17 protein-coding genes are annotated in these 15317 nt (G+C 69.0%); 10 read left to right on the top strand and 7 right to left on the bottom strand.

What is annotated here, in order from left to right; translation table 11 throughout:
• Positions 1-51: 51 nt before the first annotated feature.
• A complete protein-coding gene (gene ccsB, locus CXY79_RS08430; RefSeq protein WP_104100780.1) occupies positions 52-1014 on the top strand; it encodes a c-type cytochrome biogenesis protein CcsB in 963 nt (320 codons plus the stop codon).
• A gap of 103 nt (positions 1015-1117) precedes the next feature.
• On the opposite strand, the gene CXY79_RS08435 is transcribed toward ccsB, so the two are convergent.
• The 5 genes from CXY79_RS08435 to CXY79_RS08455 form a co-directional block, all read right to left on the bottom strand.
• Positions 1118-2098: an o-succinylbenzoate synthase gene (locus tag CXY79_RS08435; RefSeq protein WP_104100693.1), complete on the bottom strand. Its 981-nt coding sequence runs from the start codon at positions 2096-2098 to the stop codon at positions 1118-1120.
• Between the two features lie 47 nt (positions 2099-2145).
• Entirely contained in the window at positions 2146-2409 is a 264-nt protein-coding gene (locus CXY79_RS08440; protein ID WP_104100694.1) for a hypothetical protein, read from the bottom strand.
• A gap of 29 nt (positions 2410-2438) precedes the next feature.
• Positions 2439-2735: an ATP-dependent DNA ligase gene (locus CXY79_RS08445; protein WP_104100695.1), complete on the bottom strand. Its 297-nt coding sequence runs from the start codon at positions 2733-2735 to the stop codon at positions 2439-2441.
• Between the two features lie 85 nt (positions 2736-2820).
• Complete coding sequence (locus tag CXY79_RS08450; protein WP_158250253.1) at positions 2821-3390, bottom strand: sigma factor-like helix-turn-helix DNA-binding protein; 570 nt, start codon at positions 3388-3390, stop codon at positions 2821-2823.
• Between the two features lie 214 nt (positions 3391-3604).
• Entirely contained in the window at positions 3605-3877 is a 273-nt protein-coding gene (locus CXY79_RS08455; RefSeq protein ID WP_104100697.1) for a hypothetical protein, read from the bottom strand.
• Between the two features lie 157 nt (positions 3878-4034).
• On the opposite strand from CXY79_RS08455, the gene CXY79_RS08460 reads away from it, so the two are divergent.
• From CXY79_RS08460 to CXY79_RS08470, 3 genes are all read left to right on the top strand, one after another.
• A complete protein-coding gene (locus tag CXY79_RS08460; RefSeq protein ID WP_104100698.1) occupies positions 4035-4946 on the top strand; it encodes a 1,4-dihydroxy-2-naphthoyl-CoA synthase in 912 nt (303 codons plus the stop codon).
• A gap of 6 nt (positions 4947-4952) precedes the next feature.
• Positions 4953-6131, top strand: a complete 1179-nt coding sequence (locus tag CXY79_RS08465; RefSeq protein WP_233191370.1) for an AMP-binding protein — start codon at positions 4953-4955, stop codon at positions 6129-6131.
• 90 nt (positions 6132-6221) lie between these two features.
• Positions 6222-7202, top strand: coding sequence for a 1,4-dihydroxy-2-naphthoate polyprenyltransferase (locus CXY79_RS08470; RefSeq protein WP_369827959.1), 981 nt, complete (start codon positions 6222-6224; stop codon positions 7200-7202).
• Here CXY79_RS08470 and CXY79_RS08475 read toward each other — a convergent pair.
• Positions 7176-7487 carry a DUF4229 domain-containing protein gene (locus tag CXY79_RS08475; RefSeq protein ID WP_104100699.1) on the bottom strand — a complete coding sequence of 104 codons (312 nt, stop codon included), beginning with the start codon at positions 7485-7487 and terminating at the stop codon, positions 7176-7178. The two genes, CXY79_RS08470 and CXY79_RS08475, sit on opposite strands and share 27 nt — an antisense overlap.
• Before the next feature lie 71 nt (positions 7488-7558).
• Between CXY79_RS08475 and CXY79_RS08480 the strand changes: the two genes are divergently transcribed.
• Genes CXY79_RS08480 through CXY79_RS08490 form a run of 3 tightly spaced genes read left to right on the top strand, consistent with a single transcriptional unit; the run spans position 7559 to position 10689 of the window.
• On the top strand, positions 7559-8044 hold the full coding sequence (locus CXY79_RS08480) for a PLD nuclease N-terminal domain-containing protein (protein WP_104100700.1): 486 nt from the start codon (positions 7559-7561) through the stop codon (positions 8042-8044).
• Positions 8037-9773 carry a 2-succinyl-5-enolpyruvyl-6-hydroxy-3-cyclohexene-1-carboxylic-acid synthase gene (gene menD / locus CXY79_RS08485; protein ID WP_104100701.1) on the top strand — a complete coding sequence of 579 codons (1737 nt, stop codon included), beginning with the start codon at positions 8037-8039 and terminating at the stop codon, positions 9771-9773. Before CXY79_RS08480 ends, menD begins: the two co-directional genes overlap by 8 nt.
• A gap of 49 nt (positions 9774-9822) precedes the next feature.
• On the top strand, positions 9823-10689 hold the full coding sequence (locus tag CXY79_RS08490) for a PPK2 family polyphosphate kinase (RefSeq protein ID WP_104100702.1): 867 nt from the start codon (positions 9823-9825) through the stop codon (positions 10687-10689).
• Between the two features lie 88 nt (positions 10690-10777).
• On the opposite strand, the gene CXY79_RS08495 is transcribed toward CXY79_RS08490, so the two are convergent.
• Positions 10778-12010 carry an isochorismate synthase MenF gene (locus tag CXY79_RS08495; protein ID WP_233191371.1) on the bottom strand — a complete coding sequence of 411 codons (1233 nt, stop codon included), beginning with the start codon at positions 12008-12010 and terminating at the stop codon, positions 10778-10780.
• A 65-nt stretch (positions 12011-12075) separates the two neighbouring features.
• Here CXY79_RS08495 and ubiE point away from each other — a divergent pair, with 65 nt between their 5' ends.
• The 3 genes from ubiE to CXY79_RS08510 are packed head-to-tail and all read left to right on the top strand — an operon-like array spanning position 12076 to position 15313.
• Entirely contained in the window at positions 12076-12801 is a 726-nt protein-coding gene (gene ubiE / locus CXY79_RS08500; protein ID WP_104100704.1) for a bifunctional demethylmenaquinone methyltransferase/2-methoxy-6-polyprenyl-1,4-benzoquinol methylase UbiE, read from the top strand.
• 32 nt (positions 12802-12833) lie between these two features.
• Positions 12834-13904 carry a polyprenyl synthetase family protein gene (locus CXY79_RS08505; RefSeq protein WP_369827960.1) on the top strand — a complete coding sequence of 357 codons (1071 nt, stop codon included), beginning with the start codon at positions 12834-12836 and terminating at the stop codon, positions 13902-13904.
• Positions 13905-13927: 23 nt separating this feature from the next.
• Positions 13928-15313 carry an FAD-dependent oxidoreductase gene (locus CXY79_RS08510; RefSeq protein ID WP_104100706.1) on the top strand — a complete coding sequence of 462 codons (1386 nt, stop codon included), beginning with the start codon at positions 13928-13930 and terminating at the stop codon, positions 15311-15313.
• Positions 15314-15317: the final 4 nt, after the last annotated feature.

The raw sequence follows: 15317 nt of genomic DNA on the forward strand, positions 1-15317 counted from the left end.
GCTGTCATCGTGAATCTCAACGAGCTCTCCATTCTGAGCCTCTACTCGGCCATGGCGGTCTACGCCCTCGCGTTCATCGCCTTTTCCTTCGACCTGGCCAAGCGCTCCGCGGCGGTCACCTCCGCCACGGCGGCAGACGCACAGGTGCGCCGGGCCGCATCAGCGCGCGCGGAAGCGGCCGGCGCGGCGGGCGGAACCACCACCCTCACCCGCATCAGCGCTCGCATCGCGAACGACGCGGTCACCCCCTACGGCCGCTCGGCCAGCCTGCGGGTGGGCGTCTCGCTCACCGTGCTGGCGTGGCTGATCCACCTGGTGTCGGCGGTGCTCCGCGGCGTGGCCGCCGAGCGCGTCCCGTGGGCGAACATGTACGAGTTCGCGATGACGGGCACCCTGCTGATCGTCTCGGTGTTCCTGATTGTGCTGACCCGCGCCGACCTGCGCTTCCTCGGCACCTTCGTCACCGGCATGGTGCTGGTGCTTCTCGGCATCGCGGCGCTGCGCTTCTACGTCGAGGTCGCGCCCCTGCCGCCGGCCCTGCAGTCGGCTTGGTTGGTCATTCACGTCTTCGTCGCCTCGCTGGGCACGGGCTTCTTCGCACTCGGTTTCGCCCTCTCGACCGTGCAACTCCTCCAGTTCCGGCGTGAGTCGCTCCTCGCGTCCGCGAAGAGCGGTCGGCTGCGGTTCCTGGCCACCCTGCCGTCGGCGGCCACGCTGGAGAACCTGGCCTATCGGGTCACCATCATCGGCTTCATCCTGTGGACCTTCACCCTCATGGCCGGCTCGATCTGGGCCGAACAGGCCTGGGGCCGCTACTGGGGCTGGGATACCAAGGAGGTCTGGACGTTCATCATCTGGACCCTCTACGCGGGCTACATCCACGCCCGCGCGACCCGTGGCTGGCGCGGATCACGGTCCGCCTGGTTGTCGATCATCGGCTTCGCCGCCGTCATGTTCAACTTCGGCATCGTCAACGTCTTCTTCAAGGGCCTGCACTCCTACTCCGGCCTCTAGACCAGGGGTCCTCGCTCCTAACGAATTCGACGGAGATTTCGGCCGGATCGCCGCCAAACAGGCCGAAAACCCTCTTCTTGCGCAGAATCTCCGTCGAATTGGTTCAGTCGGCGAGTAGCGCGTAGCAGCGGGTCAGGCGGGCCAGCCACCAGTCACGCCGATCGTCCGCGGCTGCGTAACGCTCCAGCAGCTGCGGGTCGGGGGTCACCCGACGCACCGGGATGCCGCCGTCGACCGGCAGCAGCGGGTCGGTGGTGACATCCGCGGCAAGGAGCGACGCCGTGCCGAGTCCGCAGTCGAAGTTGAGTTCCGGAATCGCGGCGGCCAGGTGGGCGCCCATCGAGATGCCGACCGAGGTGTCGAGGGCGCTTGAGACCACGGCGGGCAGCCCGGTCTGGTTGATCAGCGCCAGGGCGGCGCGGATTCCGCCGAGCGGCGCGGCCTTGATCACGAGGATGTCGGCCGAACCCGTGCGGGCCACCAGCAGCGGGTCCTTGGCGCGGCGTACGCTTTCGTCGGCGGCGACGCCGACGTCGAGGTAGCCGGTGCGGCGGCGGATCTCGGCGAGTTCCTTGATGGTGGCGCAGGGCTGCTCCACGTATTCGAGGTCGAACTCGTTGAGGGCGTGGATGGCGTGCTCCGCCTCATCGACGTTCCACAGACCGTTCGCGTCGACACGGATGCGCCCCTCCGGCCCGAGCACACGGCGAACCATGCGCACGCGTGCCACGTCGTCGGCGAGGGTCTGACCGGGGTCGGCGACCTTCACCTTGGCGGTGCGGCAGCCGGGGAACCGGGCGAGCACGCCGGCGACCTCGTCGGCGGTGACCGCCGGCACCGTCGCGTTCACGGGGATGCGTCCCCGAAGCAGGGGCGGCGTGGCCTGCCAACCGAAATCGAGGGCGGCCCGCAGCCAGGTGGCAGCCTCCGCGTCGTCGTATTCGGCGAACGGGGAGAATTCCGCCCAGCCTTCCGGTCCCTCCACGAGCAGGGCCTCGCGGGTGTCGAGTCCGCGAAACCGCGTCGCCAGGGGCAGGGCGACGACGCGGGCAGTTCTGAGCAACTCAGCAAGTGGTGGCAGCATGTTCCCAGTGTGCCAGCCGGGGACTCTCCCGGGGAACGCCGGTCAGGTCAGAGCACGTCCTGGTTGAACGCCGCGTCCACCTCGAGATCGATGTCCGGGCCGTTGTGCGGCTTGACGTTGAGAATTGCGAAGGGGATGCCCGGCGCGATCAGCAGGTAGGCGTCTTCAAAGCGCCCGCCGCCACTGTTCACCCGCAGCCAGTAGGGCTTCCCGGCCAGGAACGCGGTCTCAACCTCGGTCTGGATGGACTCCAATGACCGGCCGCCTAACGAGTACTCCGCGCCGCCGTAGACAATATCGACTCGGATCACGCTTCGTCCTTCACCAGTACTGTCGCGGGTCAATGTGGTTCCGGCACGAGCTGGAGGCCCCCGGAGGAATTGGCCGAAAGCATGAGGGCTTCGATCCATTCGCGGTTGAGGCTGGGGGAGCGCCCGCCGAAATACTTATAGGCCAGGGGTATCGCGGGATGCAGCCAGATCGTGCTGCGGCCGTCGCCGCCCTGGGGGTCGTCTCGCCACGTGAAATAGAAACACTCGCCGCGTCGCAACTTCGCCCCGATGACGACCTGGATATGGGCGAGGACCCGGTCGTCGAAATCTGCTGTCAGAGACGAGTTGTACGTGAGCTTGCCCATATATCCCCCGATAACAAAGTTCTAAGTGAGAATAGCGTGAAGTCGCCAGCACCGCTACGCTCCGTTCAGGGGGGACGGCCGAGGTTCAGTCCCGCAGGTACCGCTCGAGTCGGAGGACCTTCAGCAGGGCCAGTGCGCGCTTCTCGATCTGGCGCACCCGCTCCCGGGTCACGCCCTGAACGACGGCGATCTGGTCCAGCGTTTGGGGCGCGCCCCCGTCGAGACCGAACCGGGACATCAGGATCGACCGCTCCCGCGGCGGCAGGGCATTCATGTAGAAAACGATGTCCGAAGCCCGCATGGTGAGCACGGCGTGCTCCTCGGGCTGGGCCATGCCGCGGTGGACGGCTTGGCGGATCCAGCGGGTGGCGTGAGTGGAGCATTTGTAGCCGGTCATGAAGTCATATTTTTCGACGGCGCGGACGAGGCCGATGTTGCCGTCCCGCACGAGGCCCATGATGGGCATTCCGCGTCCGGAGTAGTGCTTGGCGATGCTGTCCACCAGGCGCAGATTCGCTTCGATGAAGTGGTTCTTCGCGCGGCGGCCGTCATGGGCAATCCAGGCCAGCTCGCGGGCCAAGGACGGGTCGTCGACTCCGTGGAACAATTTTTCGACGGCGAACAGCCCGACCTCGATGCGCTGCGCGAGGGTCACCTCATCGATGGCGGTGAGCAGGGGCCCCTGCCGATGCGGCGCAGGTAGTCGCCGAAGGCATCCGTCGATGTGCTGTAGCGGGAGGGAGCGGTCGACGGAGCGGAGGTGAAATTCGCTGACGCTGACGCTGACGCCGGGGTCGGGGGCTGATTCGCGGCCGGTGGCGGTCGGGAGCTTGAGTGCTCCGGGGGCTGGGTCTCTTGCGTGGCCGTGCTCATCGCAGTGCCGTTCCGCTGGGTGCCGGACGGAGGGCGAGACTGGCCGTGGCGCGGTCAAAGGATGAGAAGTACGCTCGCTCCCGGGGGCGGCCGAAATCCGTCACTTCGAAGGCGTCGTCCACGCGCTGGATGAAGCCGACCAAGGCGGCCGGATCGCCGTCCGCGATCATCCGGTCGCTGATGCGCCATTCCGTGGGGGAGAGTTCGTTGATCCCGATATTTCTCGCGGGTGGGGTGGGGATCGTTTTTCGTGTGCCATTGTCGGCCATCACTGCCTCCGAGTATTTTTTAATAGCTCAGTACACAGGGTGGAAACGACGGCCTCAAGGGGCTTGACTTTGCCGCTCAAACGGGGATGCCAACCAGCTTCCGAGAGGCCCATGGCCAGCCGCATTCCGGCGCCGCAGGCCCGCGTAGGCTGGGTGCATGATCGAACAGGTTTCCGAAATCTTCGACCCGACCCAGTGGCAGGAAGTCGCGGGCTTCGACCGCCTCACCGACGTCACGTACCACCACGACGTGACTGGGAGGATCGCCCGGGTGGCGTTCAACCGGCCCGAGGTGCGGAACGCGTTCCGCCCGCACACCGTCGACGAACTGCACGCCGCCCTCGAGGACGCTCGCGTCAACCCGCGCATCGGGGTGGTGCTCCTGACCGGCAACGGACCCAGCCCGAAGGACGGCGGTTGGGCGTTCTGCTCGGGCGGGGACCAACGCATCCGAGGCCGGGATGGCTACAAGTACGCCGAGGGAGAGACCGCGTCCGGGATCGACACGGCACGCGGCGGCCGGCTGCACATCCTCGAGGTGCAGCGGCTGATCCGGTTCATGCCCAAGGTTGTCATCGCGGTCATCCCCGGCTGGGCGGCCGGCGGCGGGCACTCCCTGCATGTGGTCTGCGACCTCAGCATCGCCAGCGCCGAGCACGGCAAGTTCAAGCAGACGGACGCCGACGTCGGCTCCTTCGACGCCGGCTACGGCAGCGCCTACTTCGCCCGCCAGGTGGGGCAGAAGACCGCGAGGGAAGTGTTCTTCCTGGCCCGCGAGTACTCCGCGCAGCGCGCCTTCGAGATGGGGGCCGTGAACGCCGTGGTGCCGCACGGCGAACTCGAGGTGGAGGCGCTGGATTGGGCCCGCACGATCCTGACCAAGTCGCCCACCGCCATCCGGATGCTGAAATTCGCTTTCAACGCCGTGGACGACGGCCTGGTCGGCCAGCAGGTGTTCGCCGGGGAGGCCACCCGCCTGGCCTACGGCACCGACGAGGCGGTCGAGGGGCGTGACGCGTTCCTGGAGAAGCGCGACCCCGACTGGGGTCCCTACGACTGGCAGTTCTAGGCGACCATGTTCCGTCGGCTGAGGGTGGTGCCGGTCGGTGACCCGCTCGACCTGATGACCCCGTTGCGCCTCGCGCTGGCCGACACCGGCGACGCCGTGCTGCCGGTACCCGGCCGGCAGGAGGCCGCCGGGCGGCTGAGCCTGGTGCGCGTGCCCCGTCAGGTGGCCGTGGTGATCGAGACGTCCGGATCGACGGGTGTGCCCAAGCGCGTGATGCTCAGCACCGACGCCCTGCTGAGCAGCGCCGCCGCCTCCAGCGTGCGCCTCGGCGGCTCCGGTCAGTGGCTGCTGGCCCTGCCCGTGCACTACATCGCCGGGGTGCAGGTGCTCGTGCGCTCGATCGTGGCCGACACCGTCCCCGTCGTGCTGCCGAGCGGCCACTTCGACCCGGCCGTGTTCGCCGCCTCAGCCGGGCGCCTCACCGAGCCGCTGCGGTTCACCGCCCTGGTTCCGGTGCAGCTGGCCCGGCTGGTCGCCGCGGCCGCAGACGACCCTCATCTGCTGGCCGCGCTACGCCGCTTCGACGGCATTCTGGTCGGCGGCCAGGCGCTGCCGTCGCTGCTCGCCGAGCGGGCCGTCGACCTCGACCTGCACGTGTTCGCCACCTACGGCTCGTCGGAAACTTCCGGCGGTTGTGTCTACAACGGCACCCCGATCGGCAACTCCGAGGTGCGCGTGGTCGATGGGCAGCTGGAGATCGCGGGCTCCGTGCTCGCCGAGGGGTACCTCGGTGACCCCCCGCGCACCAGCGACCGCTTCCTCGAGGTGCACGGGGGACGCTGGTACCGCACGGGTGACCTGGGCGAGGTGGATGCCGCGACGGGCCTCGTGCGCGTGCTCGGGCGAGCCGACAACGTGATCATCTCCGGCGGCGAGAAGGTGTCGCTCGACGCGGTCGAGCGGGTCGTCCGGTCGCTGCCGGGCTTCGGCGAGGCCGTGGCGGTGGGGCGGCCCGACGTCACGTGGGGCCAGGTCCCGGTGCTGGTCGTGCCGGCGGAACCCGGTGCGGAACCCGGTGCGGCCGGCCTCCCCGAGGACTCCCTCGAGAGAATCGGGGAAGCCGTGGCATCCGTGCTGGGCAAGGCGGCCAGGCCCGCGTGCCTCGTGCGGGTCGCGTCGATCCCGCAGCTTTCCACCGGCAAACCCGACCGTCTTGCCCTGGGCCGGATGATCGCCGATCTCTGAGCTGCCGAGCTACCGAGCCACCGAGCCACCGGCACGTACTATGAAGGCGTGGCACACGGAGCGCGGCCGGTCAGGCCCTCACAACAGCGATTGAATCCCTCGGCAGCGACCTCTTCGGCGGCCCGGAACGGGAGGTCGGGCAACCCGGCCCGGCGGAACGCCCCCGCCGGCCGCGGCCCGGCGCGAATCGGACCGGCCACGGCAGGAGACTGGGTCTCCGGAGCACGCCTGCGCACCCTCCCGCTGGCTATCGCACCGGTGGCCCTCGGCACCGGTGCGGCGATCGTCGTGAGCGGCCCCGGCGTCTTTCATCCGGTACGAGCGGTGCTCGCCCTGATCGTGGCCCTGTGCCTGCAGATCGGCGTGAACTACGCCAACGACTATTCCGACGGTATCCGCGGCACTGACGCCAACCGGATCGGCCCGGCCCGGCTGACCGGCGGCGGAGCCGCCCAGCCCCGTGCCGTACTCACGGTGGCCCTTGCATTCTTCGCGCTCGCCGCGCTCGCCGGCCTGACCCTGGTGGTGCTGACCGGTCAGTGGTGGCTGCTGCTGGTGGGTGTCCTCGCCATCATTGCGGCCTGGTTCTACACCGGCGGACGCAAACCGTATGGCTACTTCGGTCTCGGCGAGGTCTTCGTCTTCGTGTTCTTCGGCCTTGTGGCCACCGTCGGTACCACGTATGTGCAGGTCGGCACCGTGAACACCGAAAGCTGGCTGAGCGGTGTCGGGATCGGCCTGATCGCCATGGCCGTGCTGATGGTCAACAACCTGCGCGACCTGGAGCCGGACCGGGCATCCGGCAAACGCACCCTCGCGGTGCTGATCGGGAGCATGGCGTCGCGCGTCGTGTTCTGCCTGTTCCTGCTGCTGGCGTTCGCGATCGTCGCCTTCTTCGCGGTCTTCTACCCGCTGGCCTGGCTGACGTTTTTCGTGCTGCTGCTGGCGGTGCCGGCCGGGTTGATCACGGTGACGGCGACGACCTCGACCGAACTGGTGCTGGCCCTCAAGCTGACCAGCGTCTCGGCGTTGGCCTACGGGCTGCTACTGGCTCTCGCGTTCGCGCTGTAGGTCGGCATCGGCCGCCCGCGCATCGGCCCGGTCGAGGGCAGCATCCTCGGACACGGCGTCGGGGTGCGCCGACTCCGTATCGGGGTGCCGCGCCTGGTAGAGGCCCAGCGCGACCTTCTCGCGAGGCTTCCGCAAGAAGATGAAGGAGAGCGAGGCTCCGATCACAGCGGCGGCGATCGCGGCAAGCCACCACTCGATCCGGAGGAAGAGCATCACGGCGAGCGGAACGGCGAACAGGAGCACGCGGAAGACCGAATAGGACACCCAGGCGGGAACAACATTCATGGCCACAGTTTAGATCGCCGGGCTGTGCGCTCACTCACCGATCTCACGGGTGGGAGCCATACACTGTGGGAATGGTTCGCCTGTGGTTCGCTCTTGGAGTCGTCGTCGTCGTCCTCACCGTCTACGCGCTGGTGGATTGCGCGCTCCTGCAACGATCCCGGGTTCGCGGGCTACCACGCTGGGTGTGGATGTTCGTGATCGTGCTCATTCCCGTGATCGGGCCGGTACTGTGGCTGCTGATCGGCCGCGGCCGTGCCAGCACGGGCAAGATCGTGCGATCGTTCGCCCCCGACGACGACATCGACTTCCTCAAGGGTCTGGACCGGGCCACGTCCGACCAGGAACGACTCCGTGCCCTCGAGCAGGAGCTTGCCGACTTCGACGCTCCGGATCCCCGGGACCTCGGTGCGGCAGGAACCACCGACACGACAGGAACCTCCGGCACGACCGGTCAGGGCGGTAAGGGCAGTCAGGCCGGCCAGAACGGCCAAGCCGGGTTCGATCCGAAAAAATCCGAGCCGGGCGAAGGCGACCTGCCTGGCCGGCGGGATGCCTGACATCGCGTCGAGCGGTAGCCCGGCCACAGACTTCAGCTTCTCTCTCCTGGGTGAATTCGTGCGTCTGGGCGTGCGCGACCTGGTTCTCAGCCCGGGCGCCCGGTCGCAGGCCCTTGCTTTGGCCGCCGCCGAACTGGAGCGGATCGGGCTGATCCGGCTGCACGTGCGCCTCGACGAGCGCGGCGCGGGCTTCCTCGCCCTCGGCCTAGCCGTCGAGGCCGGCCGGCCGGCGCTGGTCGTCTGCACCTCGGGCACGGCCGTGGCGAACCTCCACCCCGCGGTGCTCGAGGCGCACCACTCGGGGGTGCCCATGATCCTGCTGACGGCCGACCGGCCGAGCGAGCTGCGCGGCATCCGTTCGAACCAGACCACCGTGCAGCCCGGTCTATTCGGTGTGGCGACGCGCCTGTGCGTGGATGCGCCCGCACCGGAGGGTGCGGCCGGCGAGCACGCCGACGCCATTGCCCTGGCTCGACGGGCGACGGATGCCGCCACCGGCGCCACCTCGCTCGATCCGGGCCCGGTGCAGCTCAACCTGGCGTTCCGGGAGCCGCTGTCGGCGCCGGTGGCGCTGACTCCCGAAGCGATCTCCGGCCCGGTCGGACTCGCCGAGTCGGCCGCGGTGCTCGCCGCGCCCGTCGTGGACGCTTCCCCGACCGAACCGGTCTTCCCGGTCACGGGCGGACCGCGTACCGTGGTCATCGCCGGCACGGGCGCCGGCCCCGAGGCCGAGGAATTCGCGCGTACCGGCGGCTGGCCGCTGCTGGCCGAGGTGTGCAGCGGCGCCCGGTTCGGCCCGAACCTCGTCTCCGCCTACCGCGAGTTGCTGCTGGCCTCCGACCTCGGCGGGCGGGTCGAGCGCGCTGTCGTGTTCGGTCACCCGACGCTCAGCCGTGAGGTGCCGGCCATGATCGTCCGCGAGGGTGTGGAGACCATTGTGGTGGCTCCCACCGGCACCGAATGGTTCAACCCCGGACACCGGGTGCGCGTATTCGCCCGCGCCGCCACCCCAGACGCCGTGGCCATCGCAGCGGCCGGCAGCCCCGAGGGGCGGGAATGGCTGGGCCGCTGGGTGATGTCCAGCCGGCACCTGTTGGCCGCGGGAGCCGCCCGCGAATCGATCCCGATCGGTGATCGCGGAATCACCCGCGAAGAGCTGGCCGCCATGCGCGCGCCGGTCACCCGGCCCATGCTCGTGGACGCCGTCTGGCGCGCCTCCTGGCCGCACGACCGTCTCGTTTTCGGTGCCTCCCGGTTGGTGCGGGTGGCCGACCGCCGCGTTCCCGGCAAGAAGATCTCCGTGCACTCCAACCGCGGCCTGGCCGGCATCGACGGCACGGTCGCCACGGCCGTCGGCATCGCCCTGGCCAGCCAGACCGGTCCGACGCCGCAGTCCACCGGGGTCACCCGCCTGGTGGTCGGCGACCTCACCCTGCTGCACGATGTCGGGTCGCTCTTGCTCACCCCGGGGGAGGCGCTGCCGCGGCTCCAGATCATCGTCGGCAACGACGGCGGCGGCACCATTTTCGACGGTCTGGAGGTGGCGGCATCCGCCCGCGCCGACGCGATCAACCGGGTTCTCTTCACCCCGCAGCAGGCCGACGTCGCCAACCTCGCCGCCGCCTACGGCTGGTCATACGGTCTGGCGGCCACCCGGAGCGACCTCGAGCGCGCGCTGACCGCGCCGCACGCGGGGCCGAGCATCCTCGAGGTTCCGCTGGTTCGCTAGGTTTGCCGGGGCGTCTGCGGGACACTGATCCTGTAACGAAGGGTGCACCGTGGCTGGACGTAGCGAGCAGGAATTCTGGGCCGGGGAACCGGGGGCGTTGCTGCGGGTGACGCCGGGGTTCCGGCTCGCGGGCGTGGACCCCGCCTCGACGCCCGGCTTCGACGGGGTGGAGAAGGACAGCGCGGATGAAGCGCTGGCCTCCGGGGCCGGCGTGCTGTCGGACCTGCAGGAGATGCTCTTCGCGAACAGCCGGTCCGGCGACCCGCGCCGCGTGCTCCTCGTGCTGCAGGCCATGGACACGGCCGGCAAAGGCGGCATCGTGCGCCACGTCGTCGGCGCTGTCGACCCCCAGGGCATCCGTCTGTACGCGTTCAAGGCGCCCACGGAGGTGGAACGGTCCCACGACTTCCTCTGGCGGGTGCGCAAACGGCTGCCCGACGCCGGCTTGATCGGGGTCTTCGACCGTTCACACTATGAGGATGTGCTGGTCGGCCGCGTACGCGCGCTGGCCCCGGCGGCGGAGATCGAGGAGCGCTACGGCCTGATCACCCGGTTCGAGCAGGAACTCGTCGACGCCGGCACGACGATCGTCAAGGTCATGTTGCACATCGGCTCCGACGACCAGAAGGAGCGCCTGGCCGAGCGGCTGGAACGCGCGGACAAGCACTGGAAGTACAACCCGGGCGACATCGAGGAACGCATGCAATGGGCCGCCTACCAGGAGGCGTACCAGCTCGCCCTCGAACGCACGTCGACCGTTGCCGCGCCCTGGTTCGTAGTTCCGGCCGAGAAGAAGTGGTACGCCCGCCTGGCCGTGCAGCACCTGTTGATCGACGCCCTGCAGCGTCTCGACCTGACCTGGCCGTCCGCGACCTTCGACGTCGAGGTCGAGAAGGCCCGCCTCGCCGCGACCTGAGTGTGTTCGTTCGGTCGAGAGTGGCCCGCGGAGCGGGCACTCTCGCCCGGAGCGGGGATCCTCGCTGCGCGGAGTCTGCGGAGGCTTCTCAGCCGAAGGCCTCCACGACGGGGCGGAACTTCATGCGGGTTTCGGCGAGCTCGCGCTCCGGCTCGGAGTCCAGCACGATGCCGCAGCCAGCGTAGGCCGTGACGCTGCCGGCGGGGCTGACCTGGGCGCAGCGCAGGGCGATTGCCCACTCGCCGTCGCCGTCGGCGCCGACCCAGCCGACCGGGCCCGCGTAACGGCCCCGGTCAAACGGCTCGAGTTCGCGGATCAGGGCGAGCGCCGTCCCGGTGGGCGTGCCGGCGACCGCGGCCGTCGGGTGCATGGCGGCGATCAGGTCGAGCGAGTTCGATCCGTCGCTCAGGGTGCCCTCGACATCCGTTGCCAGGTGCCAGAGGTTCGGCAGCTTCACGGTGAACGGGATCTCGCTGGTGATGAGGTGAGAGGTGTGCGGGCGGAGCGAGGCCAGCACGCTCTGCACCGCGAAGGCGTGTTCGTCGCCGTCCTTGGCGGAGGTGGCCAGCTGGAGGGCTGCCTCCAGGTCGGAGGCGGCATCCGCGCCCCGCGACATCGTGCCGGCGAGCACGCGGGCGTTGACCTCCCCGTGGTCGGCGCGGATGAGGGTCTCCGGGCTGGAGCCGACGAGGCCGTCGACCGCGTAGGTCCAGCAGTCGGGGTAGCCCAGCGCCAGCTCGCTGACGGCGCGGCGCAGGTCGGATTCCGCCGGCAGCCGCCCGACCAGGTCGCGGGCCAGCACGACCTTGTTGAGGTCTCCGGAGGCGATGCGGGACACGGCTTCGCCGACCGCGTCGCGGTACCCGGCGGGCGGCAGCGCGCCCGGCAGCAGGGAGATGCGGTATTCGGTGCCGAGAGGACGGCGAGCCAGGGGAATCTCCGGCGGCGTGGTGCCGGTCGGCCAGATGCGCGTCACCCAGCATCGGCCGTTGTCGCGCCCGATGACGACCTGCGGCACGATCAGCACGCTGGTCTGGGCCGAGGAGGCGTCGAAGGCGAAGGCTCCGAAAGCGAGCAGGCCCGTGCCGGTGCTTTCGATCGGGTCGGACACGGTGGCGGCGGCCGCGACGTCGCGCCAGGCGGTGGCGGCATCCGTCAGCCGGGTCGCTCCGGAGAACTCGAGCCGCAGGGCCGTGCCGATGCCGGCCAGACCCTGGTTGCGCCGCATCCAGAGCAGCGGTGCTCGGGTGTCGAGCAGAAGAATCAGTTGGCGGATGTCGGCGATGGGGGTGGTTTCAACCGTTAGAGCCTGAGCATTCACCTGCATAGCCTATGCCAGAGGCTGTGAAGAGCCCGGCGTGTCCGCGGGCAATCTAGACTGTGGGAGTGAGTAGAGCAGACCTCAATAAGCAGCCCGAGCAGGTCGCTGCCATGTTCGATCAGGTCTCCACCCATTATGACCGCACGAATGCCGTTCTCTCGGTAGGGAACGCGGCCCTGTGGCGGATGGCCGCGACCCGCGCCGTGAACCCCCGGCGCGGCGAACGCATCCTCGACATCGCCGCCGGAACGGGCACGTCCAGCGTCGCGCTGACGAAGACGGGCGCGCACGTTGTGGCCGCCGACTTCTCGGAGGGCATGATCGCGGTCGGCCGTTCACGCCACGCGGACAATCCGCAGGTCGAGTTCGTTCAGGCCGATGCCACCGCGCTGCCGTTCGCCGACAACGAGTTCGACGCCGTGACCATCTCGTTCGGCCTGCGCAACGTGGTCGAGCCCAAGAAGGCCCTGGCCGAGTTCTACCGGGTGACCAAGCCTGGGGGGCGCGTCGTGATCTGCGAGTTCTCCACGCCGCCGTTCGCACCGATCCGGCTGGGCTACTTCGCCTACCTCACTCGCGTGATGCCGATGATCGTAAAGCTCGCGTCCTCCAACGCGGAGGCGTACGACTATCTGGGCGAGTCGATCGCGGCCTGGCCGAATCAGCAGACCCTCAGTGCCTGGCTGCGGGAGGCGGGCTTCGACGCCGTCGCCTACCGCAACCTGACCTTGGGTATCGTGGCACTGCATCGCGGCATCAAGCCGACGGATGCGTCAAACGCACCGTCTTGAATCCTCCCAGATCCGATCGTTAGGCTGACAGAGTGAAACCGAGCATGCCCCTGTTCCGTCGCGGCTCATCCGTGACGAGCCAGCTCGGCCTCAGCGATCGCATTTTCTCGACCGCCCAGGACCGTGGCCTCGCCGCGGGCATCGACGGGGGAATCGACCAGGTCGAGGCCAGTCTGCTCGCCGAGGTGACCTTTGCCGACGAGATCGCGAACGTCACCAGCCGCTACCTGCTCAACGCGGGCGGCAAGCGCGTGCGCCCCATGCTGGCGCTACTCACCGCCCACCTCGGCAGCGGCAACCACGCGGACGTCATCACCGCGGCCACCGCGATCGAGATCACCCACCTGGCCTCGCTCTACCACGACGATGTGATGGACGACTCGGACAAACGCCGCGGGGTGCCGAGCGCGCAGACCGTGTGGGGCAACTCGGTGGCGATCCTGACCGGGGATCTGCTCTTCGCCCGCGCCAACCAGCTGATGGCACGGCTGGGCGAACGGGCCATCCGTTTGCAGGCCGACACCTTCGAGCGCCTCGTGCTCGGCCAACTGCACGAGACCGTCGGTGCGCAGCCCGGCCAGGACCCCGTGGAGCACTACATCCAGGTGCTCGCCGACAAGACCGGGTCGCTGATCGCGGCGGCCGCCCAGGCGGGCATCATCTTCTCCGACGCCCCCTCCGAGTTCGAAAAGCCGGTGATCGCGTTCGGCGAGAAGATCGGCGTCGCCTTCCAACTCATCGACGATGTGCTTGACCTCTCCCCGCAGCCGGAGGAGACCGGCAAGGTGCCCGGCACCGACCTGCGCGCCGGGGTGGCCACCCTCCCGCTGCTGCGCCTGCGCGAGCGCGCCCCGCACGACGCCGACGCCGCCGCCCTGCTCGAACGCCTCGAACGCGACGTGATGGCCAGCAACGGCGTCGCGACCGCTGCGGCGGACTCCGCGATCACCGCGCTGCGCGAGCACGACGTGACCGGGCAGACCCTCGCCGAGGCGCACGGCTGGGCGCATGACGCGGTCGAAGCCCTCGCCCCGCTGCCGGACGGCTCGGTCAAGAAGGCCCTCACCCGTTTCGCCGACACGATCGTTGAACGATCCAGTTAGACGATCAAGCTAGAAAGGCTTCCATGACCAAGTTGCGATTGGCCATTGTCGGCGCGGGACCTGCGGGTATCTACGCCGCCGACATCTTGCTCAAGGCGGAACGGAACTTCGAGGTTTCGATCGACCTGTTCGACCACCTGCCGGCACCCTACGGACTTGTGCGCTACGGCGTCGCCCCGGACCACCCCCGGATCAAGGGCATCATCACGGCCCTGCGCGATGTGCTCGACCGCGGCGACATCCGCGTCTTCGGCAACGTGCGGTTCGGTATCGACATCACCCTCGACGATCTGAAGAAGCACTACAACGCCGTCATCTTCGCGACCGGGGCCGTGCGCGACGCCGACCTGGACATCCCGGGCATCGACCTGGACGGGTCCTACGGGGCCGCCCGGTTCGTGAGCTGGTTCGACGGGCACCCCGACGTGCCGCGCTCCTGGCCGCTGGAGAGCCAGGAGGTTGCCGTCATCGGCAACGGCAACGTGGCGCTCGACGTCGCACGTATGCTCGCCAAGCACGCCGACGACCTGCTGAGCACCGAGATTCCGACGAACGTCTACGAGGGACTCAAGGCATCGCCGGTGACGGATGTGCACGTGTTCGGCCGCCGTGGACCGACCTCCGTGAAGTTCACCCCGCTGGAGCTGCGGGAACTCGGCGACCTGCCCGATGTGGACATCGTCCTCTACGACGAGGACTTCGACTACGACGATGCCGCGCGGGACGCCGTGGCCAGCAACAAGCAGGTCTTCGTGATCGACAAGGTTTTGAACAAGTGGCGGGAGCGCCCGGCCGGCACGGCCAGCCGCCGCCTGCACCTGCACTTCTTCGCCAAGCCCGTAGAGATCGTCAACGACGGCGAGGGCCGGGTCGGCGCCATCCGTTACGAACGCACCACCCCCGACGGGCAGGGCGGCGTCGTCGGCACCGGCGAGATCCGCCAGCTCCCGATCCAGGCCGTCTACCGCGCCGTGGGTTACTTCGGGTCGCCGCTGCCGGGCGTTCCCTTCGACAGGAAGCACGGCGTGATCCCCAACCGGGAGGGGCAGGTTCTCTGGAAGGGCGACCCATCGTTCGGATCGAAGAGCGCCAACACGCAGCTGTACGGCGTCTACGCGACCGGGTGGATCAAACGCGGACCGGTCGGGCTGATCGGGCACACGAAGTCCGACGCCATGGAGACCGTGCGGCACCTGATCAACGACCTCGGCAACTGGTGGCGCCCGGATTCGCCCTCGGAGCAGAGCATCGTGGACCTGCTCGACGAGCGAGGGGTGCAATACACGAACCTCGACGGCTGGCACCGGCTCGATCAGCACGAGCTCGCGCTCGGCTCCGACGAGGGTCGCGTGCGGGTCAAGGTCGTTCCCCGCGACGAGATGGTCACGATTTCCCGCGGCGTGAGGTAGGCGC

Source organism: Cryobacterium sp. M96, assembly GCF_002929845.1.
Classification (GTDB): Bacteria; Actinomycetota; Actinomycetes; order Actinomycetales; family Microbacteriaceae; genus Cryobacterium; species Cryobacterium sandaracinum.